Origin of the sequence: Rhizobium sp. Nf11,1, from assembly GCF_050587665.1 — a bacterium.
Taxonomy (GTDB): domain Bacteria; phylum Pseudomonadota; class Alphaproteobacteria; order Rhizobiales; family Rhizobiaceae; genus Rhizobium.
This window is the reverse complement of record NZ_JBOBHU010000016.1, coordinates 20,506-47,158: the sequence shown is the minus strand read 5'-3', so window position 1 is coordinate 47,158 and position 26,653 is coordinate 20,506. Positions and strand designations below refer to the sequence as shown.

Below are 26,653 nucleotides of genomic sequence, written 5' to 3'. Positions count from 1 at the left end.
CTTCCGCGCGCGTGGAGAGTGAAGCAGACCCTCTCATCCCTTCACCGCGCCGCTGGTCATCGCGCCGAGGATCAGCCTCTGGAGCGACAGGAAGGCCACGATCGCCGGAACGACCGCAATCAGGCAGGCGGCAGCAAGCAGCTGGATGGACGAGTCGGTCTGCATGCCGCGGAAGTTAAAGATTCCGACGCCGATCGGCATCAGGTCATTTTTGGTGAGCAGCAGGAAAGGCACCAGGAATTGCGACCAGCCGGCAATCACAGTGATGATGAAAACCGAGGCGATGCCCGGCGCCGACAGTGGCACGATGATGCGCCAGAAAACCGAGAAGCGGTTGCAGCCGTCGATCATCGCCGCCTCGTCGAGGCTGCGCGGAATGCCGTCGACGGTACTTTTCAACAGCCAGGTCGCCAGGGGAACGCCGAGCGCGATATAGACCATGACGACGGCGAAATGCGTGTCCAGCAGGCCGAGGCGGTTCATGTAGCGATAGAGCGGCACCATGATGACGAGCGGCGAGATCATCTGGAAGAGCAGCAGCCCCATCATCGAGAGGCCCTTGCCACGGAACTGGAAGCGGGAGAAAGCGTAAGCGGCGGGCAAGGCAACGATCAGCACGCCGAGCCCGCTCAGAGCCGCAAGCTTCAGGCCGTTCCAGAGATAGATCGGGAAATAGCTGTTGTTGAGAACGGTGATGAAGTTCTGAATGGTAGGGTTGTCGGGAATGTAGCGCGCCGCGCCGCGATAGACCTCGCGCTTGTCGCGTAGCGCCATCGACAGCAAATAGGTGAGGGGGCCGGCGAAGAAGACGAACATCACCAGCATGAAGAGATAGCTCATGGCATCGCCTAACCGGCTTCCGGTGCGTCCGCTCATTGCTCTTCCTCCTTCGGCAGGAACGACGCATAGACGAAGGCGAGCCCGAGGCTGATGATCAGCATCAGCACGGAGAGCACGCTGCCGCCGGAGAGGTCATAGTTTCGGAAGACGATATTGAAGACGTAGAGCGAGATCACTTCGGTCGCGCGCCCGGGTCCGCCGCCTGTCAGTGTGATGATCGCATCGAAGGTGTTCACCGTCTGGATGGTGATCAGGATCATGTTGACGAGGATGGCAGCGCGCAGCTGCGGCAGCGTGACGAAGAAGAACTGCTGCGAGGCGCTGGCGCCGTCGACCTCCGCCGCCTCGTAGAGCGAGGGATCGATCGATTTCAGCGCCGCATACATGACGACCATCGAAAAGGCGGTGCCGCGCCAGATGTTCGAGATCAGCGTCGACCACGGCGCCATTGCCGGGTCCGAGAGCCAGGCGACGGTCGGCATGTGCATCAGCCTCAAAATGCTGTTCAGCGCACCGTAGGGCGCTTCGGAAAACAGCATCTGCCAGATGATGCCGCCGGCAATGCCCGGCACGACCCAGGCGACAAGCGCCGTGGTTCTCAGGATCGTGGTGCCGAACAGGCCGCGCTTTTCGCCGCGAATGACGGTGACGGCGACCGCAAGGCCGAGGATCTGCTGGCCGATGACGCTGCCGCCGACGAAGATCAGCGTCGCCCAGAGAATGTCGGGCAGTTGCGGCGAGCTCAGCGCATTGGTGATCGACCCCAGCGTATAGTCCTGGGTGTCGCCGATCAGCGTCGCATTGGTGAAGGAAAGCCGGAAAACGTCGATGACGGGATAAAGGTAGAATATGCCGATGACGATGATCACCGGCATGATCCAGGGCAGGGGCGCACCGGCGAACCGGCGCATGAACGTTCTGCTCTGAGGCGGGCTGTCAGCCTCGATGGCAATAGGGCTCATTGGCTTCTCTGTCCGGGTTTGGCACTGTCGACGGCGCCTCAAGTCGAGGCGCCGTCGCGGTCGCAAGCGTTGGAAACGCCCGGGATCAGAGACGCTTGTAAGCCTCCATCGCCGCGCTGAATGCGGCATCCAGGGCTTCTTCCGGTTTCTTCGTCCCCGACAGCACGTCTCCCATCATGATCTGGATCTGGTTGGAGATCTCGGGATAGATCGGCACGCCGGGCCGGGCTTGGCCATCGACCAGCGCATTGGCGAAGGTCTTGTTGGCTTCCGTCGAAAAGACCTCATACTTGTCGAAGAGCGACTTGCGCGTCGGCAGCTGCTGCTGCAGCGCGTTTGCAGGACCCATATAGACGTCGCGTGCCAGGTTGGCGCACATTTCGATCTTCTCCTTGTCCTTGCTGAAGGAGGCGACCGTCCAGCCGCCGGTGCCCGTCGACTTCTGGTCGGCCGTGGGGCCCGGGATCGGCGAGAAGGTCCAGTTCTTGAATTCCTCTTCGTCGAGCGTCGTCTTCAGCTGTGCATATTGCCAGTTGCCGCCGATGAAGAGCGCCGTCGTCGCGGCAGCCGCCGCAGCGTTCATATCGTCGTAATTGGCGATCGTCGTAACGCGCTTCGGCGCCGCACCGGAATCGACGAGATCCTTGAAGTAGTTCAGCGCCTTCAGGAATTTCTCCTTGTTCTCGCCTTCGCCGAAGATTGGCTTGCCCGAGTCGTCGACGAGTTTGCCGCCGAGCGCCCAGTAATTGGCGAGCCAGTCGAAGGTCGTGCCTTCCCAGCGCCCGCCGTTGAAGAGCACGCCTTCCATGCCCTCCTTGGTGGAGGCAAGGGCGGCCTTCTTCAGTTCGTCCCAGGTCTTCGGCGCATCTGCGACCACAGACTTGTTGCGGTAGAGAACGCGCAGGTCCGTATCCCACCACCAGGCACGGATGGTCTTGTCCTTGTCGGTGATGCCGTCGCGGATGAAGGGGAAGAGATCGTCGATTTCTTCCTTGGAGAAATAGGGTGTGAAATCGGCCAGCACGTGATTGACCATGAACTGCGAGAGCACGAAGGAGTCGACGGCCGCACAATCCGGCGCGTTGCCGGCCTTGGCCTGCTCCAGCATCTTGGCCTGTTCAGTGCCGATGTCCGAGGACATGAATTGCATCTGCAATTTCCAGTCCGGATGCTTCTTGATGAAATCGACGAAGAGCTTCTGATAGCCCTCGGCAATCGCGGGATCGGAATTGTTCGGGCTGTCGTTCGTCAGGCGGACGACGAGCGTTTTCGGCGCATCGGCAAGGCCGATCCGGTCTTTGGTGGCAAGTTCCTGGGCAAAAATGGCGGATGCTGAAAATAAGACAGTGCTCAGCGCCAATGCGCTGACGGTTGCGCTCTTCATGATGGGTCTCCTCCCCATTTTGAACGAATACAGCCTGGCGGTCGGTTGACCTCTCCTCATTTCCGTGCTGCATTAATTAGATTAAGTTACTTTGATTTGATGTCAAGCCAGAGCTTGGGAGGATGAGATGCTGGCGACATTCAACAGCAGCTAGCGCACGCTGCGGTTTTCGGAAGGGATGCGCGCCAAAATAAGTTGTCGACAGCGCCTTAGGGACATCAGGCGCATCCAACCCGCAATTTTCCTGAGGAAAAGGCCGATCGATCGCGGATGGCCGCGATGGTGTCAGTTCGTTTTGCTCCGGCCGCAGCGGCAGCCGGAAACTGAAGTCCATGGAGGAGAAGATGCGTTTACTCATTCTCGGAACCGGCGGCATGGCCAACCAGCACGCCGCGCGTTTCAAGGCGATCGAAGGCGTCAGCGTCGTTGGCGGCGTCGACGTCGTCCCGGAGCGGCTCGCGGCCTTTTGCACCGAACATGGCATCGCCAATCATTTCATCTCGCTGGAGGATGCGCTCGCGTGGGGCGAGTTCGATGCGGTGGCGAACGTCACGCCCGATCGTATCCACCACCCGACGACACTTCAGGCGATCGCCGCCGGCAAACACGTCTTCTGCGAAAAGCCGCTCGCCACCGATGCCGTCAAGGCGATGGAAATGACCGAGGCGATCGAGCGGGCCGGCAAGGTCGGCATGGTCAATCTCACCTATCGCAATTCGCCGGCGCTGCAGAAGGGCCGGCAGATGGTGCTTGCCGGCGAGATCGGCGCCGTGCGCCATGTCGAGGCGTCGCATCTGCAAAGCTGGCTGGTCGGCCGCCACTGGGGCGATTGGAAGAGCGAAAGCAAATGGCTCTGGCGGCTGAGCAAGAAACACGGCTCGAACGGCGCGCTTGGCGATATCGGCATTCACATCGTCGATTTCGCCTCTTATGGCTCCGGCCTCGACGTCGCCCACGTCTTTGCGCGGCTGAAGACCTTCGACAAGGCGCCGGATCACAGGATCGGGGAATATGATCTCGACGCCAATGACAGCTTCACGATGAATGTCGACTTCACCAATGGCGCGATCGGCACGATCCAGGCGACACGCACGGCAGCCGGCCAGATGGATCAGCTCCGTCTCCGAGTCTATGGCGAAACCGGCTCGGTCGAGATGATCTACGACACCGGCAAATCGAGCTTGCGCGCCTGCCTCGGCGAAGACGTGCACACAGCGACCTGGCGCGAAGTGCCCTTTGATCCCGTCGAGACGAACTATCAGCGTTTCGTCCAGGCCGTGCGGGCGGGCAAGACCCAGGAACCCTCCTTCCGGCGCGCCGCCAGCATCCAGAAGGTGCTCGACAAGGCGCTCGCCTCCGATCTCAGCCATACCGATGAGGCGCTCGGCTGAGCCCGCCGAATTATGCTGCACGGTCGGCTTAGGCCGAAGCTGGCGGCAGCAGAAGCGTGTTGAGGAAGGGCAGGAGGGCTGCACCGAGCGCCACCCCGCCGCCGCTGAAGCTTGCCGGCCGCATCGGCGAAATCCAGGGCGTCAGCAGCGGCCTGGTCGAGGTGTCGCGCCGCTCGACGGAAAGCTGATGGATCAGCGCCTCGATCACGCCCTGCGGCAGGTCGCCGCCGATCATCACGACGCTCGGGGCGATGAAGCCGGCCATGGCGATGATCGGGTCGAGCAGATGGCCGGCGGCCTCGCGTATCCATTGCGACAGCGACGACGAGGAGAACTCCTCGCCCCTGAGCAGGCGCGCGAAGTCCTCGTCTCCGATGCGTGAGCGCAGGGAATCGAAACCGACGACGGTATTGAGCTGGACATTGTCGGGCCCGGTCAGCATTTCGCCGATGCTGCCCGCCCGCCCATGCACGCCGGAATAGGGTATGCCTCGGATGAGGAAACCCGCCTGAACGTCATCGTCGATGATGATCATCGCGAGCCCGCCCTCCGGCATGGCGCTGCCGATCGTGCGTTCGGCAAGCAGGCCCGCCGTGCATTCGTTCTCGACATAGGTGCGTGCGATCGTCGACATCGCGGCAAGCTGCTCGCTGCGGGCATCGTTCCAATCGTTGGCGGCGATCCCGAGCCCGACGATCGGCAATGTCGCATGCCGATCGGCCATGTCCCGGACCGCCGCATGTACCGCGCCAACCCCGTCTTCCGGCTCCACGTCGAAATAGACCCGGTCATGCACTTGGCCGCTCAAATCGATCAGCACGATCTCGCCGCGCGTCCGTCGAAGCTTGACGCCGATCGAAAACGCGCCCTCCGGCCGCAGCGCGAATTCCGTGGCGGTTGCCCCGCCGCCAAGCCCTTTGCGCCGGTTCGATGTCACGAGCTTCTCGTCGGCCAGCCGCCGCAAGATATTGGTGATGCCAGGCCCGGTCAGCCCGCTATGCCGCCCAAGCTCGGTGCGCGTCAGCGGCCCGTGCCGGCGGATTGCTTCTAGGATGACGCGGATATTCCGGTCGGCGATCTCACCCGATCTCAAGCCCACCGTTTTGGCACGGGGAGCGCCCAACTCTTGAGTGTGAAGCCGACGCGGCCCCGACCGAAGATACCGCATGACCGTCTTTCTTGAGAGCACTTCGACGGTGTGTATCACGCTTATCGGTGTTCGTAACGATTTTCCAACAGTCGTTGTAACTAAGAGCTCCGGCTTTCGAGAACCGCAACGGCGTGCCGATCATCCTCGCTGCGTCTTCTATACGTTAATAGCTGCAAGGACGATCGTTGCCGAAACCGTCGCGACAAGCCGGCCTGAGTGCGAAGTCAGCGCTGGAGTATCCAACCGATCCGGTCTGCGCCGGGTCGGTAGAGGTCGTCGTGCAGGACGACGCCGACATGGCAACGGCGATGAGCGCTGCCATCGCTGCCGGCAATTTCCACATCCGGAGCATCCCTCAACCCTCCCTTCGCCGCCAACAGGCAGCGTCTTCAGTGTGGTTGCCAAAGCAGATAGGTCGATGCTGCGATCGGGAAACTGTCGCAGTCGATCAAGATTGCGTTATCCTTGCGGCTGATGGTCGCCTCCTTAGAAGGGAGGGAAGGGGTTTTTTCGAAGGGCTCGGTGGCTCGAGAGAGCTCCGGCCGGCTCGTCAAGGAGAAACGACATGGCACGGGCCGTTGAGAAGATCACGCTCAGTGTTGGATGTGATATCGCTTTCGATAAACTTGTCTTGGGCGATCAGAACGTGCGTCGGATGAAGGCAGGCGGCCCGATCCAAAATCTCTCGGAGGACATAGCGCTGCGGATTGCTGACCAGCCTGAATGTTCGCCCGCGGGTGTCATTTCCATGCTATGATGGGCCTGCAAAGCTCAAGTTCGACGTCTGGAATATGGCAGAGGCCGAACGCTACTTTGCCCCGGCGAAGGGAGTTTGCGCCCAGCAGGGGCTCGACCCCCGAAGCGCTGGGTGTGCTGGTTTTTTGATTGATCGGGAGGAGGTTGTTCATGTCCAGGGATAGTGTCGACCGCCCGCTGCAGCCGGGAGACCGGGCACCGAATGTTGTACTCGATGCGATCTCGCGCGAAGGCAAGATCGCGCTCGATGACTTTCGAGGCCGTAGCCCGCTGCTGATCGGTCTATTTCGAGGCCTACACTGTCCGTTCTGTCGGCGTCATGTCTCGGCGATGGCGCAGCTCAACCCTGCCCTGAAGGAGAAAGGCATCGAATGTCTGGCCGTCGTCAAGACGCCCGTCGAACGGGCGCGGCTCTACTTCCGTTACCATCCGCTACCCAACCTTATCAGCGCATCTGACCCGGAGGGGGCTTCGCATCGCGCCTTCGGTTTACCCATCCTCGAGCTCACGGAGAATGAAACCGAATGGCCGCGCAAGCTCGGAATGGACGCGGTCATGACAATGCGGATCGATTTACCGCGGGAGTTGCCCGTGCCGATGAACCCGGCTGCGGCGGGCGACTTTCTGGAGAAAAAGGACCCGTATGAAATGACGGCGGCCGACCAGCAGATTATCATCGCCGGTCACATGCCGCTTATCGGCGAGTTCCTGCTCGATCGGGACGGCACTGTGCGCTGGAGTTTCACAGAAGCCGAAGAGGGGGGCCAAAATCTATGCCGGGCGCCGAGTCCCGAAGAATTGATGTCAGCAGCGTCCCAAGTCGCACTTCAGTAAGCTGCTGAACAACTCGTCCCACGAGATGGTTGGCAGCCTTATACCAATCGGCGAACGCGCAGAGCTTCCCGTTGTATACGATGATCAGCAGGTCTGGGGCCACCAGCGGACCGTGGGCACTGCGAAGTCCGTGGCGAGCAACGGTCATCAGAACCAGTAGAATCTGGACCAAAGTCAGCATCGCGCCTGGAAGGTTCTCAACCAACCATCAAGGTCAGGGCAGCCTCGGATGGTAACTTCTCTGCAACATCCGCAATGAGGAGGAAGTCGCTCCCTCCCCATTTATCACCGCATCGCCGTGACCTCATTGATGGACCGGATCCGTCACCGCTTTGATGACCTCGGACGCCATCTTGAACTCCTTCTCGCGGCTGGTGATGCCATGGCGTCGCGCGATCCAGTTAAAATCCGTGTAGGCGACACGGACCGTTCCATCCTTCGCTTCGTAAACGAGAACTCTGACGGGCCAATCGAGCCCGGCCACTGGATTGGCGGTGATGAACGTCGTTCCGAGCGCCGGATTGCCGAACAGGATCAGCCGCGATGGACGGACCTTGTTGCCAGCCGCGTTGCCGAGCCTTGCTTGATCGATATCATCGAACAGCATTATGCCCTTCTCTGCGACGCTGCCTTTGATCTTTGTGACAGTCTCGTCGACCGAATAGCGACTCTTCAGAACAACGACACCGTCCCGGGCACCTGCCTGGACGATAGTGGCTGATGCCGACAGAATTCCTGCCAATGAAAGCGCGGCCATGAACAATAGTCTGATCATTCTTTGCATGTCATTTACTCCTTTCGGTTGTGTCTGCGTTCAAACTCGTCGCCGGCTTCCGCATGGAAGGGGCGCTATTCCGGCTACCACGGAAAGTTGGGATCTATCGGTGCGGGGCGCTTAGCGAACCCGCGAGCAGCATTGCTACCGCCAGAGCTGCGATAAGCACGTAGATGGATGCGTTCCAGCCGACGTGATCGTAGACCTGACCGAGAACCACACTGCCGGCCATGCCTCCGGTATAGTAGGATGCGAGGTAGATGCCGCTCGCTCCAGCCTTGTCGCTCCTGGCATGTTGACCGACGACGCCGGTTGCCATTGCCTGTGCGAGGAAGGTGCCGACCGCCACCAGTGTCAAACCGATCAGGATGACCGGCAAATACGCACTGAGAAGCGCGACGAGTCCGACGATGGCAATCGCAAGCGTCAGCACGATTCCGGTTGCCGGCCCCACAGCGCTTGCGAGCCTGCCGGCGAAAGGCGTGGTGAAGATCGACGGAAGGAAGACGAGATAGACAAGGCCGAGCGCCATCGGGCGTACCCCGAGCGTGACAATCCGAAAGTTGACATACGTGTAGGTGCCGATGAACACGAAGAGGATGAGGAAGCCGATAGCGAAGACGCGTCGCAGCTCCGGATCGGCAAGATGTCCGCCCCAGATGCGCATGGTGAGGTTCCCGCGATCATCGCTCCGCATCATGCTGGTCGTCCTTTTGAGCGTGAACCAAACCAGGGCGGCGCCGAGGAGGTTGAGGGCGGCAAACACCAGAAAATTTATCGAGAGGCCGCCAATGCCTGCGACGGCAGCGGACAGCATGCGGCCGAAGAGGTTGCTGGCAACATTGCCGGTGACATAGGCGGCTAGGGCCGTGGAGGCCTTTCCGGCGGAGAAATGCTCCGACAGATAGGCGGCCGTCAGCGTGAAGGCCGTCGACATGCAAAGCCCCTGAAGTACTCGCAGCGCGGCAAAGACGATGATGTTGTCGGTAAATGCCAGAAGCGTCGTTGGCACGGACAGGATCGCCAGGCTGATCCAGATGCCGTTGCGCCGGTCCAGGCCGCTGCCGACGAAGGCGACGAGCAGACCGGCGAGCGCCATACCGAGGGTGCTGGCATTGACGGCGAAACCCATCGTGGCGCGGCTGACCTGAAACCTCTCGACCAGAGAAGGCAATACGGCTTGCGCCGCAAAGAGGTCGACCAAGGTCAAAAAGGCGATGAGTGCGATCAGTCCAAAGCGCCAACTGTCGGCGTGAATGGTCCGGCGCTCTTGAACGGATGCCGTGAGCGGCTGTTCGATGTCGGTCATGCTTGTTCCTCCGGGATGCGGCGTTTCCCTGCCAGTGCGAGGGAAACGCCGGCGAGCGATGGGGCTGCTTCAGATCAAAGGGCAACCGTTACATCGCCGCGTCATCGGTGTGCATTTCCGGGCTCAGTATGTCGGAGGAATAGAGCACGGCCGAAGCCTTGCCATTGTTCTTCCACCAATGGGAGAGATGTCCAAACTCGGCCGTCACCTCGCCCTTCTTGTGCAGGATCGGCACCTTGCAGGTGCTGCTGTATTCCGTGATCGAGCCGGAGATGATCAGGATATTGGCCGGGCGCATCTCGTGCGAATGCCAGGGAACGATGCCTCCCGGCTGCACGACGAGCTTGCGCATGCGCAGCATGCTTCCCTTCCATGCCTCGCCCTTGGACGAGAGATCGATTGATTTGACGACACTGTCGGTGACGCCCTTCGGCATCATCGGGCCAGGCTTCATGCCATCTTCAGTGACCTGATCAGCCGGGCATTCGCCCGCCATGGCGGACGCGGCGGGCAGGCCGGCGCCCAGGACCACTGCAGCAAATGCGAGAGCGGCGAGGGACATGCGGTCGGTTTTCAATACGGGCTTCATCAGCGGTTTCTCCTTGTTGGAGCCCGGCGAGGACGGTGCCGAGCATGTTCGAAGACTGGCGCAGCGCCGATCGAAAGAGAAATGCCAGATGCTTTTGATTTCGATAGCCGCAAGCTATTGTCAGCCGCAGGGGAAACACCGAATGCCCGGCAGCTTGCCAGGCTGTGCTCCCGTGGTTGTTACGATACTGCCTTTAATGCGAACGGCCCGACGCTTTCGCCCAGCCATAGGATTTCACGGCGCCGACAAAGACTGAAACCGCCGGGGAGAAGCGTCGGCCCGCCACCGTCACAAGGCAGACCTCGCGCGAGACTTCCGGGTCCGCGACAGGTCGCACCTGCAATCCTGGGATAACGGCGCTGTATTCGGGAATGAAACAGATACCAAGGCCACCGGCGACCAGGTTCTGGATCCAGTCCTCGCGCTCGCTGGAATAGGAAACGAGTGTCTTCACGCCTTGTGCATCGCAGAGATCCGTGAGGTAATCCCAGTATTCGCAGTTGACACGCCGCAGGTAGATCTCACCGTCGATCGCCGCGATCGGAATGGCGTCATATTGGCCGAGGCGGTGGCCGGCGGGGAAAGCGAGCATGAACCTCTCGCGAAAGAGCGAGGTCACGTCGAAGCGTTCCGGAAAGTTCGTTGCCGTCGACATGAGCGCCACATCGATTTCGCCAGTCTCGAGCAGATCGGACAATCGGGCGGGCACGCCCTCGATCAGCTGCAGCTGGATTCCCTTGTGGCGCATATTGAATTCTGTGAGCAGACCGGTGAACCGGCGCGGTCCGATCGTGCACATGATGCCGACCTTGAGATGCGCTTCGCTGAGACAAAGAAATCGCGATGCCTCAGTACGCACACCCATCAACTCGTCCTGGATCTGCTGGAATCGTGGGCGAAGAAGATTGCCGAGATCTGTTATGTGCGTGAGATTGCGCTCCCGGCGGAAGAGCAGTCCGCCCACCTCATCCTCCAGCTGCTGGATGGCGCGACTGAGAGCTGGCTGAGTAACATTGCACTTTTCGGCCGCGCGCGTGAAGTTTCGCGTTTCACACACCGCCAGGAAATACCTTATATGGTGAATATCCATCGCCGCCCCTCGGCATGAATTCAATTTGCAATGCCCTCAATATTCTCCGCGGGCGGCATTCTCCTCCAATGCCATGGATTTATCAATTCCATACCAGACTGGCATTTCTAAAGCGAAGTCCCGTCGACCATTGTGATTGCAAGACGCCAGACGGCGTCGTCGATCGTAGTGGAGAGCGGATATGCTGAACGCCTTTGATCCCGTAACTGATACTCTCGTCGGCCGCAGGCCCTTGGAAGGGCGTAGCGCCATAGTCACTGGCTCGACCAGCGGCATCGGCCTTGGCATTGCACATGCGCTTGCAAGGGCAGGGGCCGCCGTGATGTTGAACGGCTTCGGCGATCCTGCCGAGATTGAGATGCTGCGCGACGGCATTGCCACCGATAACGATGTCGATGTTGCCTATGACGCCGCTGACATGTCGAAGCCGGAAGCGATCCGCATGATGGTCGAGAGGGCGGTCGCCCGTTTTGGGCAGGTGGACATCGTCGTCAACAATGCCGGTATCCAGCATGTTTCGCCGCTCGGAAAGTTTCCGCCTGAAAAGTGGGACGCCATACTTGCTATCAATCTTTCCTCAGCCTTCCATCTCGTTCAGGCGACGTTCGACAGCATGTGCGCCAACCGCTATGGCCGGATCGTGAACGTCGCCTCCGCCCACGGATTGGTCGCGTCCCCCTTCAAATCCGCCTATGTGGCGGCCAAACACGGTGTTGTCGGCTTCACCAAAACGATCGCGCTCGAAGGCGCGGAATACGGGGTGACGTCCAACGCGATCTGCCCCGGTTACGTCTGGACGCCGCTTGTCGAGCACCAGATCGATGATCAGGCGAAGTCACACAACATCCCGCGGGACGCGGTGATCCGCGACGTTTTCCTGAAGGACCAGCCGACGAGGCGTTTTGCCACGGTTGAGGAAATGGGCGCGCTTGCCGTCTTTCTCTGCAGCGATCTTGCCGGATCGATCACCGGCACGGCGATCCCTGTCGACGGCGGTTGGACTGCGCACTGATCAATCATTTGAGGCACGGAGGTTGCGATCGTGAACAAACATGTGGGTGCAAAGCTCAAAATGCAGCCCGACTCTTCGCCTGCCGAGCGCGAGCCGCGGACGATCAATCTTGCGCTGCAGGGCGGCGGGGCGCATGGCGCCTTTACGTGGGGAGTACTCGATCGGTTGCTGGACGAGCCGAGCCTGTCATTCGAAGGCATTGTGGCAACCAGCGCCGGCGCCATGAATGCTGCGGTCGCAGCCTATGGCCTGGCTGAGGGCGGGCGGAGCGGAGCACAGACGGCGCTGGCCAATTTCTGGCGCCGTGTCAGCCACGCAGCTGCATCCGGACCTTTGCAGCCAACCTTGCTCGACCGCATTACAGGCTCGAAATCGCTGGAATTCTCGCCGGCGTTCATCATGTTCGACCTGGTGACACGGCTGATGTCGCCGTACCAGTTCAACCCCTTCAATTTCAATCCGCTGCGCCAGGTGCTGGAACAGTCGATCGACTTGGAGGCAATCCGCATGGCACGCTGCCCTGTCAAGCTCAACATCTGTGCCACCAACGTGCGGACTGGCAAGGTGAAGGTGTTCGGCAACGACGAGCTCTCGATCGATGCCATCATGGCGTCTGCCTGCCTGCCCTTCCTGTTCCAAGCCGTGGAAATCGGAGAGGAAGCCTATTGGGACGGCGGCTATATGGGCAATCCCGCAATCTTCCCGCTGATCTATGGCTGCGACACGCCCGATGTACTGGTCGTTCACATAAATCCGATAGAACGAACGGAACTGCCGCGTACGGCTGGAGAAATTCTCAACCGCATCAATGAGATCAGTTTCAATTCGTCGTTGCTGAGGGAAATGCGTGCGGTGGCCTTCGTCACACAGCTGATCGACACGGCAGCGACGCCGCCTTCCAACCTCAAGCGCATTTTCGTGCACGGTATCTCAGACGACGAAGCGATGAAAAACCTCAGCGTCGCGAGCAAGCTCAACGCCGACTGGGGGGCGCTCATGGACCTGAGGGATCGCGGCCGCCAATGCGCCGATCTCTGGCTGCAGGCCAATTACCAATATATCGGCAAACAATCGACCGTGGACGTCCGCGAACGTTATCTCTGATCCTCAGCCATTCCAGCAGTCCCGCCTCCCGCCCGCAGAAACTTGAGCCCCCGTCCACCACTCCGGCGGGGGCTTTTTTTGTCTTCAAGATTGCCCGTCGACGCATAGAGACAGCGTATCGAAATCATGCAGAGACAGCATTTCAGGTGACGACTGACTTCTGGGAAGGTGAAGACAGGCAAGCCGATGGCGGTTTGACCTCACGTAACCCAGGAGATTTCTCATGAATAGCACTCGTCTTCTCATCAGTTCGGCCCTTGCCGCCGCAGCCTCCGTGGCTGCGGGCAGCGCCTTTGCCGGCCCGGCTGCCAAGCCTGATTTCTCGTTCGAAAAGTGCTTCGGCGTCGTCAAGGCCGGCCTGAACGACTGCCAGACTGCCAGCCACTCCTGCGCCGGCACGGCCACCGCCGACAACGCCAAGGATTCATGGATCTACGTGCCGGCCGGCACCTGCACCAAGATCACCGGCGGAAGCAACGAACCCAAAGCCTGACCTTTCCACCACTTCAACCAAAGGAGTAATCGATGTCCAAGATATATCCCAGCAATCCGGTGCCAACCGCCGCGGGCATCGGTCTTCGCTCCCAGCATATCGGCGAAATGCTGTCTCGCCGCCCCTCGGCGGGATGGCTTGAAGTTCACGCGGAAAACTACATGGGCGGCTCGGCGGCCGTCGACGCGCTGGAGCGGCTGCGGGAAAGCTATCCCCTGTCCGTCCATGGCGTCGGTCTTTCACTCGGGAGCAGTTCCGGTCTGGACGGCGACCATCTGGAGCGCATGCGCAAGCTCTGCCTGCGTTTCCAGCCAGGCCTGGTCTCCGAGCATCTCGCCTGGAGCGCCGCCGACGGCGCCTATCTGAACGATCTCCTGCCGCTGCGTTATGACGCAGAGGCCCTCGCCATCGTGACCGCCAACGTCTCGCGGCTGCAGGATACGCTCCAGCGGCGCGTCTACATCGAAAACCTCTCTGCTTATGTCGCCTTCGAGGACTCGACAATGACCGAGGCGGAATTCTTAGTCGAGCTCGTGCGCCTCACCGGCTGCGGGCTGCTTCTCGATATCAATAATGTTCACGTCTCGGCCTGCAATCTCGGCTTCGATTCAAAAGCCTTCATCGACCAGCTTCCCGCGTGCGCCATCGGCGAGATTCATCTTGCCGGGCACGCGATCAACGAGGTCGAAGGCGATATCGTACTGATCGACGACCACGGTTCGCGCGTTCCGCCGGCTGTCTGGTCGCTCTATGCTCATGCGATCCGCAAGATCGGCCCGCGTCCGACGCTCATCGAATGGGATACGGATGTGCCCGCTCTCGACGTGCTCCTCGGTGAAGCCATGTGGGCCGACATGCTGGCACAGTCGATCGCCTTCGAAGACCGCATGCTGGCTGAAAGGCCGACACCACAGTCGACCCGGTTCGAGGGGATGATCCTGCCATTGCGGCCCGACAAACGGACGGGCCCGATGCCGGCGCTCGCCGCGCTTGCGACGATTAAGCCGTCGGTCTTCGCCAATCATTCGGGCGCAAGGAGGGTTGGCCATGCTCTCTAATTGCGCGCTGCAATCGCGGGTCGCCCAAGCCATCCTCGGTGAAGATGGCCGCGATCTTGCGCCGGTGCTGGCGAAAGGTGCTTTCGACCCGCTGCGTCGGTTCAACATTTACCGCAACAACACCTTCGCCTCGCTGACAGCGACCTTGATCGCGGTTTTTCCGATCACGGTCCAGCTTCTGGGCGAGAACTACTTTCGTCATGTCGCCGGCGCCTTCATCCGGAATAATCCGCCGCAGGAAGCGCAGCTTGTTCGCTATGGCACGAGTTTCCCTCGCTTCCTGGCCGACTTCGATGGCATCCGCGCCATGCCCTTCATTGCCGAAACGGCGCGGTTGGAATGGATGATTGCCGAGGCGCTGGATGCGCCGGCGCTGCAGGGCTGTCGCTTGGAGCAGCTGGCGGACGGTGAAGCCGACACCGCTCCCCAGATATTTCTTCAGCCCTCGCTACGCCTGCTGGTTTGCCGTTGGCCCGCGCTGGACATATGGGAGGCGCATCAAGCCGGCGGAAACATCGAAGCATTGGCGAGTCTGAGCCGCCGACCGGAGCGGATCGCGCTCTGGCGCGGCCAAGATAGCCTGCGATTTCTGCGCCTCGATACCAGCCATTTCGCCTTCCTTCATGCCCTGAAAGGACGCGCCAGCCTGGAGGCTGCGGTCAGCCGCGTGCTTGCCCAAACTCCCGGCTTCGATCTTGAGGGTGCCTTTGGCAGTCTTTTCGCCTTTGGCCTCGTCGCTCGCATTCGCCACATCAAGCCCGCAACTAAGTAAACAGGATGGAAATCATGACTATGATGTCCCCTTCTTCGACGCGACACAGAGGCGGTATTATTGGACTTTATGTCGCCGCTCTCGAGAGCTTCAACAGCCTGCCCCTGTCGCTCGCCCAACTTGTTTCCCGTCTGGCGGTCGCCCACGTCTTCTGGCAGTCGTCGCAGAGCAAGCTTGCCTCCTGGCCGGTGACAATTCAGCTGTTCACCCTTGAATACCAGCTGCCCGTCATCGATCCCGGCGTGGCAGCCGTGCTTGCGACGACGGCCGAAGTGACTGGCTCGATCTTGATTTTTCTAGGCCTGTTCTCTCGCCCCGCCGCCATTATGCTGCTTTGCGTTATCTCGACGATCCAGCTCCTCGTCTACCCGCAGAACTGGCCGGACCATTTGCTCTGGACGGCGCCGTTGCTGTTGATCCTGACGCGCGGGGCAGGCGCCGTTTCGCTCGATTATCTGGCAGCGCGCCTGTTTCCGAGGGGGCGCTGAGCCATGCGCGCAGTTGTCGAAGAGACAGGTGGCGGCTCGCCGCTCGTGAGCCCAGGGGCACATCAGGCGGCGGGTCACCGCCCGAGGGTCGTCATCCTCGGAGCCGGTTTCGGCGGCCTTGCCGCCGCCAAGGGGCTTCGGCACGCGGACGTGGATGTGACGGTCGTCGATCGGCGCAACTATCATCTTTTTCAGCCGCTGCTTTATCAGGTCGCGACGGCCGCGCTTTCGCCAGCCCAGATCGCCATGCCGATCCGCCGCATTCTCTCTCGGCAATCCAACGTCACTGTGCTGATGGAGCGTGTCGAGGAGATCGATAAGGAAAATCGGTTCGTTCAGACCACAAATAGTCGCATCGCCTACGACTATCTGGTCGTCGCCACCGGTGCAAGGCACGCATATTTCGGAAAGGATGAATGGGCGGAGACCGCGCCCGGGTTGAAAACAATCGCCGATGCGACTGAAATCCGTGCCCGGATCCTGTCGGCCTTCGAACGTGCCGAGGCAGCCGAGGACGAAGCCGAGCGGCGGCGGTTTCTCACCTTCGTCGTTGTTGGCGGCGGCCCGACAGGCGTTGAACTGGCTGGAGCAATCGCCGAGCTGGCAAGAAAGGTCATCGTCCGTGACTTCAGGCGCATTGATCCGTCCTCAGCTCGCGTGGTGCTGGTCGAAGCCGGCAATATCGTTCTGCCGACCATGCCGGCGAAATTGTCGGGAGAAGCCCGGCGACACCTGGAGATGCTCGGCGTCGAGGTGTCCCTCGGGGAAGCGGTAACGCGCTGCGACTCTGAAGGAGTAGCGCTTGCCGGCGGCCGGCAAATCCGATCATCCTGCGTGCTGTGGGCGGCCGGTGTCATGGCCTCCAGGGCGGCCAAATGGCTTGGCGTGCCCGCTGATCGCGCCGGCCGCGTTCATGTCGACCGGAACCTCAACCCGCCGGGCAATGACGAGATCTTCGTGATCGGCGACACCGCGGCGGTCACGGACAAGAACGGTAGAACGGTTCCCGGAGTGGCACCGGCCGCCAAGCAGATGGGCGAATACGCGGCTCGCGCCATTCTCGCCGGTCTCGATGGTCGGACCGCTGGTCTCTTCGGCTATCGCGATTTCGGAAATCTGGCAACCATCGGACGCAATGCGGCGGTCGCCGACTTTCGCCGCATCTGTCTTTCAGGATTTTCCGCCTGGCTGGTTTGGAACATCGCCCATCTCTGGTTTCTCGTGGGCTTCCGCAATCGCATCGTGGTGTTTGCGGACTGGGCGCTGGCTTATGTCCGCTATGACCGCGCCGCCCGTCTGATTACCGACCGCCATGAACGCTAGAACATTCCCACGCATAAAGATGGGGCGTGCGGTCACTGCACTGCTGCTGCTTGCAGTGTTGTCGACGGCGGCGCTCGTGCACCTGGTCTGGTATCGTACCGCAAGCCGGAACATTGAAACGGTTGTTGCGAGCCTCGATGCTCAGAGCACCGCTGCGGTCCGCAACGAGCTTTCTTCTAATCTGGCGCTGGTTTCGAGCAGCGCGGAGATCGTCAGATCGGTCTTTTTCCAGGGAGCGATCAGGCCGGACGACGAGGTGAAGCGTGAATTCCTTTTCCTGTCGTTGCTGCGTGAACAGCCGGCGATTGCCTGGATCGGTTTCGGCTTCCCGGACGGGCGCTTCTTTGGGGCGCACGCGCTGCCGGATGGCGAGATCGAAATGGTGGAGATCGGTTGGGCACCCCTGAGCAAGCCGCGTCCGCTACGCCGCGATCTCTACAAGCCAATCCCTGGCGATATTTTTTTCGAAAATCGGCTGAAGGCCGAGAGTGTCTACGTTCCGGAGGGCTCGCCATGGTACAGACTTGGCCGGACCAGTGCAGAACCGGCCTGGAGTCTCGTCAATATCCTTCCGAACGGCTTCGAACCGGCGATCGTCGTCTCGAAGAAAGTCGAGGTGTTCGGCCATTTCGAAGGTGTGGTGATGGTGGCGGTCAGCCTGCATCGGTTGTCGGCCATCCTTGGAGGGCTCAAGATGCCGGAAGGCAGCAAGGCTTTTGTGCTAGCGCGGGATAACGCGGTACTGGCGACATCCGAGCCGTCAGACGGTATGGTCGCTGCTCATCTCAAGGATTTTGCCGCCTCCGACGCTCTGGCCGCGGCAGTCGCCATGGCTGCCAGCTCCGAAAAGCCAGACGGTTCCCGGACGCTGGTGGCAAGCAAGGCGCTCGGCCCAATCTTCGTGTCATCTGGCAAGTTGCCGTTCGAAGACTGGCGCCTGGTCACCGCCATACCGCGGGCCACTTTTGCCCGTGACATCGACGCCAATACCGAGCGACTGATCTTCATCATCGGGGGCATTGCTGTGCTGGCCGCTGTGACGGCGATCCTGTTTGCCAGAATTCTCTTCGCTCGGCCACTGTCGCGCCTTGCCGAGCAGCTGCATATGATCGAGAGGTTCGAACTCGACGCCGTGGAACATCGCCCGGCGCTGTTGACTGAACTCGATCATTTCTCCTCCGCCCTGAAGCGCATGTCGAGCGGCCTTGCCGCGTTCGCGCGCTTCATGCCCGTCGAGGTCGTTCGTCCCCTTGTCGATGGCGGTCTTAAGCCTCGTCCCGGCGGCGAACTCAGGGACATAACGGTGTTGTTTGCGGATTTGCCAGGCTTTACGGAACTCACGGAAGAGTTCGGCGCTGGCGTTGAACCGAGCCTGACGCGGTTTCTGACCCTGTCGATCGCCGCTATTCATGCCGAAGGCGGCACAGTCGACAAATTCATCGGCGATGCGGTGATGGCGATCTGGAATGCCCCCGGCAATGTGCCGGATCACGCATTGCGCGCGTGCCGCGCCGCAGCGGCAATTCGCGATGCGATGCATGCCATGGCGCCGATTGCGCCCAAGCATGATGAGATTCGGGTGCGTATCGGCATCAACACCGGCGTGGCCCTTGTCGGCAATATCGGCTCGACTGAACGCCTCAGCTATACGGCGATCGGCGACGTCGTCAATCTCGCGAGCCGGCTCGTTGGCGTGGCCAAGGACAAAGGCGTGGAAATTGCGCTAAGCGACGAAACGCTTCGAAAGACCCGAGACCTTATTCAGACAAGGCCGCTTGGCTGCGTCGGCATACGGGGAAGGATCGCGCCGGTCCGAGTGCACACGATCGATCCGGCGGTTATGGCGGACTGAAGGAGCATGACGATGCTGCTGCTCACAACGCTGATTTGGTTGCAAACCAAGCACTTCATGGCTGACTATGTCCTGCAGCCCGAATGGATGATTGCCGGCAAAGGGAACTTCAAGAAGCCGGGCGCTTATGTCCACGCTGGCATCCACGCCGTCGCCACCGCGCCAATCCTCTTGGTTGCAATCACGGATCCGATGTGGATTTTCGCCATTGCCTCCGGCGAGTTTCTGATCCATTTCCTCATCGACCACTTGAAGGCCATCCACGGTCAACGTCAGCCGCACCCGGTCAATACTCGTTCATTCTGGATACTTCACGGTGCCGACCAGCTCGCTCATCACCTGACCTATTCGGCAATCTTGGCGATCGTGGCCTGGGATACTGTGTTCATTTCTTGAAGCAGACATTCGAATCGTCGTCTCGGCTGTTGAGATCAGGTTATGCGGGTAGCGTTCCGCCATAAGTCAATCTACAGTGTGGAGGTGAAGTCGGGACATGACACATTGAATAACCGGCAAGATCGTAAGATCGTTCGGCATACCGTTGGAGGCTCATTCACCCCAGCCAATACCTCGCTCCCGGCCCTTTGCGCCCTGCCACGTCGGCAGGGTTCGCCAAGCGACATCGGTCGATCGACAGGCAGCCGCAACCGATGCATTCGCCAAGACCGGACCGTAGGCGCTGTAACTCGGCTATGCGCTGGTCGATACGCTTTGCCCACGCGCTCGACAGCCGCGACCAATCCCTACGTGACGGTACGCGATCGGCCGGCAGCTTAGCGAGCTCGGCGCCGATCTCCTCAAGCGTCAGCCCGATCCGCTGTGCAAAGACGATGAAAGCGATCCGCCGCAATGCGGACCGGTGGTAGCGTCGGTGTCCCGAGCCAGCGCGCTCCGATGCGATCAACCCACGCTCCTCATAGAAGCGCAGAGCTGACGAGGCAACGCCGCTGCGTCGCGACACCTCGGTGATGGTCAGCATCGGAACCGGCAAATCGACGCTGCGCGCCTGCCTTGGCGAAGACGTGCATACTGCGACCTGGCGTGACCTGCCCTTCGATCCGGTGGAAACGAACTACCAGCGTTTTGTCCAGGCCGTGCGTGCGGGCAAGACCCAGGAGCCGTCCTTCCGGCGTGCCACCAACATCCAGAAGGTGCTCGACAAGGCAATCGCCTCCGATCTCAGCCACGCCGACGAGGCGATCGATTGAGGCAGCCGAATCGCGCTGTACTTCGGCTTAGGCCGAAGCCAGCGGCAGCAGGAGCGTGTTGAGGAAAGGCAGGAGGGCGGCACCGAGCGCCACGCCGCCGCCGCTGAAGCTTGCCGGCCGCATCGGCGAAATCCATTGCAAAGCCGGAAGTCAGAACTGGCGCAACATCGTCGATCAATTCAGACTGGATGTACCGAAACTTGCCAACACTTCGGCCGCGCCAGACGTAGGTCTCGCCAACAAATCCACCAGAAGAACTTGCGACTTCAAAAAACGCCGAGCAATCGGGGTCTCCTGCGATCATTCCAGGCGAGTATACGCAAGAGGGAGAGGAGGGAGGGGGATTCTGAGACGGGTTTGGAAGGCAGGAGAGAGCTCCGCCCGGCTCGTCACGGAGAAGCGAAATGGCACAGGCCATTGAGAAAATCACATTGAACGTTGGACGCGACATCCCTTTCAATAAACTGATCCTGAGCGAGCAGAACGTCCGTCGGATCAAGGCAGGAGTCTCGATCGAAGATCTCGCGGAGGACATAGCACGTCGCGGACTGCTGACCAGCCTGAATGTGCGTGCTGAAGTCGACGGCGACGGCAAGGAGACCGGCTTTTATCGCATCCCCGCCGGTGGCCGGCGTTATCGTGCGCTTGAGCTGCTGGTCTCCCGCAAACGGCTGGCAAAGACAGCCGGTATTCCCTGCATCGTCAGCAGCGGCGATAGCCTCGAAACCGAGGATTCTCTCGCGGAAAATGTCCAGCGCGTCGAACTTCATCCCCTCGACCAATACCGCGCGTTCCAGGCCTTGTGCGGGCAGGGGGTTGGCGAAGAGGAAATCGCAGCGCGCTTCTTTGTCTCGGCCGCCTTCGTCCGGCAGCGCCTGCGCCTGGCTTCGGTCTCGCCGCGACTGCTCGAACTCTACGCCAATGAGGAGATGAAACTTGAACAGATCATGGCTTTTTCCATCAGCAACGACCACGTCCGCCAGGAGCAGGTCTGGGACACGGTCTCGCGCCAGCAGGTTCGTGAACCCTATTACATCCGCAGGCTCCTGACCGAAACGACGATCCGCGCGAGCGATCGCAGGACCGTCTATGTTGGCATCGATGCTTATGAAGCCGCCGGCGGTGTCGTGATGCGTGACCTGTTCGAGCAGGACAACGGCGGGTGGCTTCAGGATCCGTCGCTGCTCGAGCAATTGGCGCTCGAGAAACTGGCGGCAGACGCAGAAGCAATAAAGGCTACGGAAGGCTGGAAGTGGGTCGAAGCGGCCTTCGACTTTCCCTACGGGCATACAGCCGGGCTGCGTCGCTTCTATGGGCACCAGGCCGAAATGACCGACGAAGAGGCTGCTCGATACGGCACGCTAAAGGCCGAATACGACAATCTGGATGCAGCCTATGCGGAGGCCGAGGAAACGTGCGAGCAGACCGAACATCGCTTGGAGGAACTCGGGAACGAGCTCGACAGGATCAACGACCGGCCGTATGTCTTCGATCCTCAGGATGTCGCCCGTGGGGGCGTGTTCATCTCTCTTGGCGCCGGCGGCGAACTGAAGATCGAGCGCGGCTTTGTCCGGCCGGAAGACGAACCGCAGCCGGAGACGGTGGAGACCGAGGCAGTGATGTCCGGGAGCGATGACGGCTACGAGGTGAGTGGATCATCGTCCACCGGTGGGGCAACGCTCGACGGTCGGGCCGCTGCCGGTGATGAGGCAGACGAGGAGGACGGTGCCATCCGCCCGATATCCGATCGTCTGCTTGTTGATCTGACGGCGACGCGCACGGTGGCGCTGCGCAATGCGCTCGCCAACAATCCGGCTGTCGCATTCATCGCCGTGCTGCACGCCTTCGTCCTGAAGAGCTTCTACCATTATGGGTCGGGCACGTGCCTGGAACTGACGCTGCAAAGCGCCACCTTCGGCCAGACGGAAGGGCTCTCCGGCACCGTCTGGGCGAGGGAGATCGACCAGCGGCAGGAAGCATGGGGCCAGGACCTTCCGAAGCTACCCGAGGATCTCTGGGACTTTCTGATCGGGCTCGATGAGGTCAGCCGGCTGGCATTGTTTGCCCATTGCGCATCCCTCTCGCTGAATGCCGTAATCGAACCATGGAACAAACGCACCCGCGCGATCGCTCATGCCGACCAGCTTGCCCGTGCAATCGGCTTCGACATGGCCGGTGCCGGCTGGATGCCGACAGTCGACGCCTATCTTGGAAGGGTCACCAAGGCGCAGATCCTGCAGGCCGTGCGGGAGGCGAAGGGCGAACAAGCCGCTCACCTGATCGATCATCTGAAGAAAGCCGATATGGCGCGCGAAGCCGAGCGCCTGCTCGACGGCAGCGGCTGGCTACCCGAGCCGCTGAAAATGGCGATTGAAGACGCATCGGCAGACAGCTCCGGAACAGCAGTCGGTGAGATCGCCCACCGCGCTGCCGATGATGTTCTGATCGAAGCCGCGGCTTCAGATCTTCCGGCCTTTCTCAGTGACGAGGTGAACGCCGAGCAAGCGACGGCAGAGCCGGATGACGCCTTTCGGCAGGAGCAGAAGCATCTAGATGCTGCCGAGTAGGCTTTAACCATCCGACCGATATGGTCCGGCGGGTATGCCGGGCCTTCGATTCCGATCCACGCGCATGGTCCGGCTCCAACAGGAGGCTGGACCACTTTCGTTTCAAGGAGCAAATGTCATGGACTCCATCACCTCCGCCTCGCAACCGGCATCTGGCTTCAGGGTCGACATCTCGCGCGGTGAGCGCAATGGCCGCGTCTCGTCCGAATGGTTCTCCCGACCTGATGATGAGCGCTATCTTTCTCTTGGCGAACTCTACGGGGCCGTCAGGTCCCGTGCGGAGCGCGCCCACGCCCGCACGGTTGAAAGTTCGTCGATCCGCCTCACGGCCAGTCGCGACAATCCCGAGCGGCTCGAACTGATCGTGCCCGGCAATCAGCGGCCGGTTGCGCCAACGCATTGGAGTTACGGTCAGCTTTGCACACTGGTCGGGGCGCCGGCCACCTATATGCGCCAGCTTCCCGCGCCGCTTGCCGCGATCAATCTGCAGCATGGCCTGCTCGGCCATCGTGCCGAGCTCGTCAAGACGCTGGAGATGGACGACGGCCGCGCCGAGCTGCGGGCGGTGACCGGCCCCGACTACGGCAGGATCTGGGACCACGAGCTCGTGTCTGCCGTAATGAAAATCGCCGGCAACGGGACCGGCGACACGATCTGGAAAGTGCCGGGCCTGCTTGATTGGGCGAGCATGACACACAACCCCTTCGTCGATATCTCCAAGGATACGACCACGCTCTACGCATCCGACCGCGATGTCTTCCTGTTCCTGGTCGATGATACTCATCCGATCGAGGCAGGGCGCCTGCCCAATGGTGAACCGGATCTCTTCTTTCGCGGCTTCTATGCCTGGAACTCCGAGGTGGGGTCGAAAACGCTCGGCATCGCCTCCTTCTACCTGCGCGCCGTCTGCGCCAACCGCAACATCTGGGGCACGGAAAACTTCCAGGAGATCAGCATCCGGCACAGCAAATTCGCTGCTGAGCGTTTCGTCCATGAAGCGGGACCGGCGCTGGCAAGCTTTGCCAATTCCTCACCTGCAGCTTTCGTCGCAGGCATCCAGGCCGCGCGCGAGCGGATCGTCGCCCGCGACGATGATGACAGACAATCATTCCTGCGCCGGCGAGGTTTCTCGAAAAGTGAAACGGGCAAGATCATCGAGACTGTTCTGTCCGAAGAAGGCCGCCCGCCGGAATCGGTCTTCGACTTCGTTCAGGGAATCACCGCCCTGGCACGTGACAAGAACCATCAGGACGTCCGTCTGGAGCTGGAGGGCAAGGCGAGGAGGCTACTCGAAAGCGCGGTCTGAGCGCGCCCTCATAAGGTAATGACGTCGATCGGTCCGAGCCCGCTCGACGGCATTGTTTTTTCCGCCAACCGCATCGCCCCTTCCAGGCTCCCGTGCGATAATGATGACAAGGTGCGGCGAATATTCTCGGGAAAAAGGAACGCACGGGCGGGGGCAGTCGGTTCCGCCTCCCTGCCGGCCGCTATGCTGAGGCTCCTGCGGCTGCCCTTGTTCCGCCCTTAGCGTGGCGAGAATTCCCGAAATCCCGCCTTCGGCGGCGCTATGCTGATTTCTCCGATACTCTTCAATTGTCTGTCTGGAACCCGCCCGGGGGCGGGTTGCCCGACCACCCTTTCTCTCCGGGTCAGCAGCACGATCAGGCGACGAATGATTCGCCGTTGCATCCCTTTACCTGCGAAAGAAAGTCAGTTTAATCCGATTTCTGGCCGACGCGGAACGAGCTCAGTTTGTTCAAAAGATCCTGCGAGATCTCGAATTGCCGGGCCGTTCCCCTGCCCATGGAATTCTTCACCATCGTCTCGCTCAGCATTCCACGCTTGACCAGAAGGTCGACGGTTTCCTTGACGCCAGTTCGCGTCAGCTCGGTAATTTCGATGATGTTCGAAAGGGTTAGCTTCTGATGCGCCTGGCTCATCGTGTAGAGGATCGTCATCATGCCGACCTGTTTCAGTCGCGCCTGCGGCGTCTCGTCTTCCAGCGGATGATCGAGGATCTCATGGAGAATAAGTCCGGAGAAGGCAAGGTTCTGCCATTGCTTTTTAAGTGCGCTTGTCATGTCATTTAACTGTGTTATATAAGTTAGTAAGAACTCGGGAAGGCAGCTGTGCAAGCTCTCCCGAATGCGATGGAACATCGTCGTGTCGAAGGGGTCTGCCCATGAAAAGCCTTCTGCTGAAATCATTGCTTGCGATCTGCTGCATGACGCCATCCTATCTTATTTCCGGCAGTAAAGCGCAAGCTGAAGATTGGGGATGCCAGGTTATCCTGTGCCTTTCGAATCCAGGAGGGCCGACGCAATTTGGTGAATGCCGACCGCCGATCCAAAAATTGTGGCGGGAGCTTGCCAGAGGTCATGCGTTCCCGACCTGCAGCGGCGTCGGTTTTCACAGCTCGCGGCCTGGTTATGAACCCTATTATTGCGATGCCGGATACAGGCTGAGGGGAGGAGACGGTTCCGGCGGGGGGCAAGTGACCTGCGTGGCGACGTCACCGCAACCGGTGAGCAATGCCCTCTGCTCGCAAGATGCTGACAACTTTGGCACCCACGACAATTCGGTACTGTCACCACATTGGCAGCGTCAGGATGGGCGCTACCGGTGCACGGGTTACCCGATCATGCGCCCGAATGTGAGGTCGCAGCCTCACTATGTCGACGTCACCATCGACGGCGCGACGACGCAGCGGGTGTGGTACTGACATGGCCGCTGCCTTCATCGATATCGCGCAAGCCTGCGCGCCGATGGTCGAGGTCGAAACGCTGGCAGCCGTCGTTAGCGTTGAGAGCGGTTTTCAGCCTCTCGCCATTCGCATCAACAGCGGCCCGCCACTTGCCGACCAACCCACATCGAAGGAAGAGGCGATCGAGGACGCCACATCTCTGATGGCCGATCGCCAGGATATCCAGGTCGGTCTTGGCGGCCTCGGGATCGAGGCGCTTCAGAAACTCGATCTGTCCCTTGCGGAAGCCTTCGATCCTTGCCTGAGCCTCAAGGCCACGGCGACGCTTCTCGACGGATACTACCGTGAGGCTCTCCGCGTGGGCGACGATCCGGCGCGAGCCGAGACAGTCATGCTCCGCTCCTATTACGGTCGCGGCGATCCATCCGTTGGCGCGATAGTCCGGTATGACGAGCAGGTGCGTCAGGAAATCGGGCGGCTATCGCCTCTGCTGGCCTCGCTCTCCGTTGCGGGAACGGACGACCAGCTCCCGTCAGCCCCATCGCCGCAGGATCAGCCGAGACAAGCGCCTCTCAAACAAGCCTCACACCCCACCCAGGCCGCTGAAGCCGAGCCATGGGATGTTTATAACTCCCGGCGGCGGTCGTCGGCTCTCGTTTTCCAGAACGATAGATTGGAGCAAAGCGAATGATCTCGAAACCCCGTCTTCGCCCCCTTGCCACATCCACCCTCATGGCGGCGGCGATCGTCGCCTTCATGGTCGAGCCGGCCTTCGCCCAGGCCGCCGGTATCGAAACCGTGCTGCAGAACATCGTCGACATGCTGACAGGCAATATCGCCCGTCTGCTGGCGGTCATCGCCGTCATCATCATCTGCATTGCGTGGATGTTCGGATACATGGATCTGAGGCGCGCAGGCTTCTGGATCATAGGCATAGGCGGAATTTTCGGGGCGACCGAACTGGTCAACACCATCGTCGGGAGCTGAACGCC

At 60.7% G+C, this 26,653-nt stretch carries 29 protein-coding genes and 1 pseudogene; 18 read left to right on the top strand and 12 right to left on the bottom strand.

Going from position 1 to position 26,653, the window contains the following annotated elements; genetic code table 11:
* Window positions 1-33: 33 nt before the first annotated feature.
* The 4 genes from ACQ7C1_RS22095 to ACQ7C1_RS22080 all read right to left on the bottom strand — a co-directional run bounded on the left by ACQ7C1_RS22095 (window position 34) and on the right by ACQ7C1_RS22080 (window position 3,544).
* Entirely contained in the window at window positions 34-876 is an 843-nt protein-coding gene (locus tag ACQ7C1_RS22095; protein WP_085782016.1) for a carbohydrate ABC transporter permease, read from the bottom strand.
* Window positions 873-1,802 (bottom strand): carbohydrate ABC transporter permease, encoded by a 930-nt coding sequence (locus ACQ7C1_RS22090; RefSeq protein WP_221113633.1) that lies wholly within the window; start codon window positions 1,800-1,802, stop codon window positions 873-875. The genes ACQ7C1_RS22095 and ACQ7C1_RS22090 overlap by 4 nt, the downstream gene beginning before the upstream one ends.
* 85 nt (window positions 1,803-1,887) lie before the next feature.
* Window positions 1,888-3,186 carry an extracellular solute-binding protein gene (locus ACQ7C1_RS22085; RefSeq protein ID WP_430959784.1) on the bottom strand — a complete coding sequence of 433 codons (1,299 nt, stop codon included), beginning with the start codon at window positions 3,184-3,186 and terminating at the stop codon, window positions 1,888-1,890.
* 76 nt (window positions 3,187-3,262) lie between these two features.
* Window positions 3,263-3,544, bottom strand: coding sequence for a hypothetical protein (locus ACQ7C1_RS22080; protein ID WP_430959783.1), 282 nt, complete (start codon window positions 3,542-3,544; stop codon window positions 3,263-3,265).
* On the opposite strand from ACQ7C1_RS22080, the gene ACQ7C1_RS22075 reads away from it, so the two are divergent.
* Window positions 3,531-4,577, top strand: a complete 1,047-nt coding sequence (locus tag ACQ7C1_RS22075) for a Gfo/Idh/MocA family protein (RefSeq protein ID WP_430959782.1) — start codon at window positions 3,531-3,533, stop codon at window positions 4,575-4,577. The genes ACQ7C1_RS22080 and ACQ7C1_RS22075 overlap by 14 nt on opposite strands.
* A 28-nt stretch (window positions 4,578-4,605) precedes the next feature.
* On the opposite strand, the gene ACQ7C1_RS22070 is transcribed toward ACQ7C1_RS22075, so the two are convergent.
* Window positions 4,606-5,745 carry an ROK family transcriptional regulator gene (locus ACQ7C1_RS22070; RefSeq protein ID WP_430959781.1) on the bottom strand — a complete coding sequence of 380 codons (1,140 nt, stop codon included), beginning with the start codon at window positions 5,743-5,745 and terminating at the stop codon, window positions 4,606-4,608.
* A 145-nt stretch (window positions 5,746-5,890) separates the two neighbouring features.
* Window positions 5,891-6,079: a hypothetical protein gene (locus ACQ7C1_RS22065; RefSeq protein ID WP_097601245.1), complete on the bottom strand. Its 189-nt coding sequence runs from the start codon at window positions 6,077-6,079 to the stop codon at window positions 5,891-5,893.
* Window positions 6,080-6,292: 213 nt separating this feature from the next.
* Between ACQ7C1_RS22065 and ACQ7C1_RS22060 the strand changes: the two genes are divergently transcribed.
* Window positions 6,293-6,484: a hypothetical protein gene (locus ACQ7C1_RS22060; protein ID WP_430959839.1), complete on the top strand. Its 192-nt coding sequence runs from the start codon at window positions 6,293-6,295 to the stop codon at window positions 6,482-6,484.
* Window positions 6,485-6,633: 149 nt separating this feature from the next.
* Window positions 6,634-7,317 carry a peroxiredoxin-like family protein gene (locus tag ACQ7C1_RS22055; protein WP_430959780.1) on the top strand — a complete coding sequence of 228 codons (684 nt, stop codon included), beginning with the start codon at window positions 6,634-6,636 and terminating at the stop codon, window positions 7,315-7,317.
* A 304-nt stretch (window positions 7,318-7,621) separates the two neighbouring features.
* Here ACQ7C1_RS22055 and ACQ7C1_RS22050 read toward each other — a convergent pair whose 3' ends face one another.
* The 4 genes from ACQ7C1_RS22050 to ACQ7C1_RS22035 form a co-directional block, all read right to left on the bottom strand.
* Window positions 7,622-8,101 (bottom strand): DUF302 domain-containing protein, encoded by a 480-nt coding sequence (locus ACQ7C1_RS22050; RefSeq protein ID WP_183705088.1) that lies wholly within the window; start codon window positions 8,099-8,101, stop codon window positions 7,622-7,624.
* A 94-nt stretch (window positions 8,102-8,195) separates the two neighbouring features.
* Window positions 8,196-9,401, bottom strand: coding sequence for an MFS transporter (locus tag ACQ7C1_RS22045; protein WP_430959779.1), 1,206 nt, complete (start codon window positions 9,399-9,401; stop codon window positions 8,196-8,198).
* An 88-nt stretch (window positions 9,402-9,489) separates the two neighbouring features.
* A complete protein-coding gene (locus ACQ7C1_RS22040) occupies window positions 9,490-9,990 on the bottom strand; it encodes a cupin domain-containing protein (protein ID WP_430959778.1) in 501 nt (166 codons plus the stop codon).
* Window positions 9,991-10,183: 193 nt separating this feature from the next.
* Window positions 10,184-11,080, bottom strand: coding sequence for a LysR family transcriptional regulator (locus ACQ7C1_RS22035; RefSeq protein ID WP_430959777.1), 897 nt, complete (start codon window positions 11,078-11,080; stop codon window positions 10,184-10,186).
* Between the two features lie 181 nt (window positions 11,081-11,261).
* Here ACQ7C1_RS22035 and ACQ7C1_RS22030 point away from each other — a divergent pair, with 181 nt between their 5' ends.
* The 9 genes from ACQ7C1_RS22030 to ACQ7C1_RS21990 all read left to right on the top strand — a co-directional run bounded on the left by ACQ7C1_RS22030 (window position 11,262) and on the right by ACQ7C1_RS21990 (window position 19,578).
* Entirely contained in the window at window positions 11,262-12,092 is an 831-nt protein-coding gene (locus ACQ7C1_RS22030) for a 3-hydroxybutyrate dehydrogenase (RefSeq protein WP_221128370.1), read from the top strand.
* 30 nt (window positions 12,093-12,122) lie between these two features.
* Window positions 12,123-13,196 (top strand): patatin-like phospholipase family protein, encoded by a 1,074-nt coding sequence (locus ACQ7C1_RS22025; protein ID WP_430959776.1) that lies wholly within the window; start codon window positions 12,123-12,125, stop codon window positions 13,194-13,196.
* Between the two features lie 223 nt (window positions 13,197-13,419).
* Window positions 13,420-13,689 (top strand): BufA1 family periplasmic bufferin-type metallophore, encoded by a 270-nt coding sequence (locus tag ACQ7C1_RS22020; RefSeq protein ID WP_430959775.1) that lies wholly within the window; start codon window positions 13,420-13,422, stop codon window positions 13,687-13,689.
* 32 nt (window positions 13,690-13,721) lie between these two features.
* The gene (bufB, locus tag ACQ7C1_RS22015) at window positions 13,722-14,747 is read left to right on the top strand and encodes an MNIO family bufferin maturase (protein WP_430959774.1); all 1,026 of its coding nucleotides are present in this window, start codon (window positions 13,722-13,724) and stop codon (window positions 14,745-14,747) included.
* Window positions 14,737-15,519 carry an HvfC/BufC family peptide modification chaperone gene (locus ACQ7C1_RS22010; protein WP_430959773.1) on the top strand — a complete coding sequence of 261 codons (783 nt, stop codon included), beginning with the start codon at window positions 14,737-14,739 and terminating at the stop codon, window positions 15,517-15,519. Before bufB ends, ACQ7C1_RS22010 begins: the two co-directional genes overlap by 11 nt.
* A 14-nt stretch (window positions 15,520-15,533) precedes the next feature.
* Window positions 15,534-16,007 carry a DoxX family protein gene (locus ACQ7C1_RS22005; protein WP_097601291.1) on the top strand — a complete coding sequence of 158 codons (474 nt, stop codon included), beginning with the start codon at window positions 15,534-15,536 and terminating at the stop codon, window positions 16,005-16,007.
* Window positions 16,008-16,010: 3 nt separating this feature from the next.
* Window positions 16,011-17,330 carry an NAD(P)/FAD-dependent oxidoreductase gene (locus tag ACQ7C1_RS22000; protein WP_430959772.1) on the top strand — a complete coding sequence of 440 codons (1,320 nt, stop codon included), beginning with the start codon at window positions 16,011-16,013 and terminating at the stop codon, window positions 17,328-17,330.
* Complete coding sequence (locus tag ACQ7C1_RS21995; RefSeq protein WP_097601253.1) at window positions 17,320-19,182, top strand: adenylate/guanylate cyclase domain-containing protein; 1,863 nt, start codon at window positions 17,320-17,322, stop codon at window positions 19,180-19,182. Before ACQ7C1_RS22000 ends, ACQ7C1_RS21995 begins: the two co-directional genes overlap by 11 nt.
* Before the next feature lie 12 nt (window positions 19,183-19,194).
* Complete coding sequence (locus ACQ7C1_RS21990) at window positions 19,195-19,578, top strand: DUF3307 domain-containing protein (protein ID WP_246590423.1); 384 nt, start codon at window positions 19,195-19,197, stop codon at window positions 19,576-19,578.
* Window positions 19,579-19,735: 157 nt separating this feature from the next.
* Here the strand turns inward: ACQ7C1_RS21990 and soxR are convergent, their stop codons facing one another.
* A complete protein-coding gene (soxR, locus tag ACQ7C1_RS21985; RefSeq protein ID WP_221155278.1) occupies window positions 19,736-20,161 on the bottom strand; it encodes a redox-sensitive transcriptional activator SoxR in 426 nt (141 codons plus the stop codon).
* 1 nt (window position 20,162) lies between these two features.
* Between soxR and ACQ7C1_RS21980 the strand changes: the two are divergent.
* The 3 genes and pseudogenes from ACQ7C1_RS21980 to ACQ7C1_RS21970 form a co-directional block, all read left to right on the top strand.
* A pseudogene (locus ACQ7C1_RS21980) lies at window positions 20,163-20,390 on the top strand (Gfo/Idh/MocA family protein); the annotation flags it as partial.
* Between the two features lie 404 nt (window positions 20,391-20,794).
* Window positions 20,795-22,957 (top strand): ParB/RepB/Spo0J family partition protein, encoded by a 2,163-nt coding sequence (locus ACQ7C1_RS21975; protein ID WP_430959771.1) that lies wholly within the window; start codon window positions 20,795-20,797, stop codon window positions 22,955-22,957.
* A 118-nt stretch (window positions 22,958-23,075) separates the two neighbouring features.
* Window positions 23,076-24,263 (top strand): DUF932 domain-containing protein, encoded by a 1,188-nt coding sequence (locus ACQ7C1_RS21970; protein WP_430959770.1) that lies wholly within the window; start codon window positions 23,076-23,078, stop codon window positions 24,261-24,263.
* Window positions 24,264-24,672: 409 nt separating this feature from the next.
* Here ACQ7C1_RS21970 and ACQ7C1_RS21965 read toward each other — a convergent pair whose 3' ends face one another.
* Window positions 24,673-25,038: a MarR family transcriptional regulator gene (locus tag ACQ7C1_RS21965; protein ID WP_221157553.1), complete on the bottom strand. Its 366-nt coding sequence runs from the start codon at window positions 25,036-25,038 to the stop codon at window positions 24,673-24,675.
* A 101-nt stretch (window positions 25,039-25,139) separates the two neighbouring features.
* Between ACQ7C1_RS21965 and ACQ7C1_RS21960 the strand changes: the two genes are divergently transcribed.
* From ACQ7C1_RS21960 to ACQ7C1_RS21950, 3 genes are read left to right on the top strand one after another with little or no spacing between them, the layout of a single operon-like run.
* Window positions 25,140-25,679, top strand: coding sequence for a hypothetical protein (locus ACQ7C1_RS21960; protein WP_430959769.1), 540 nt, complete (start codon window positions 25,140-25,142; stop codon window positions 25,677-25,679).
* 1 nt (window position 25,680) lies between these two features.
* Window positions 25,681-26,352: a lytic transglycosylase domain-containing protein gene (locus ACQ7C1_RS21955; protein WP_430959768.1), complete on the top strand. Its 672-nt coding sequence runs from the start codon at window positions 25,681-25,683 to the stop codon at window positions 26,350-26,352.
* Window positions 26,349-26,648: a TrbC/VirB2 family protein gene (locus ACQ7C1_RS21950; RefSeq protein ID WP_183705055.1), complete on the top strand. Its 300-nt coding sequence runs from the start codon at window positions 26,349-26,351 to the stop codon at window positions 26,646-26,648. The genes ACQ7C1_RS21955 and ACQ7C1_RS21950 overlap by 4 nt, the downstream gene beginning before the upstream one ends.
* The last annotated feature ends 5 nt before the right edge of the window (window positions 26,649-26,653 follow it).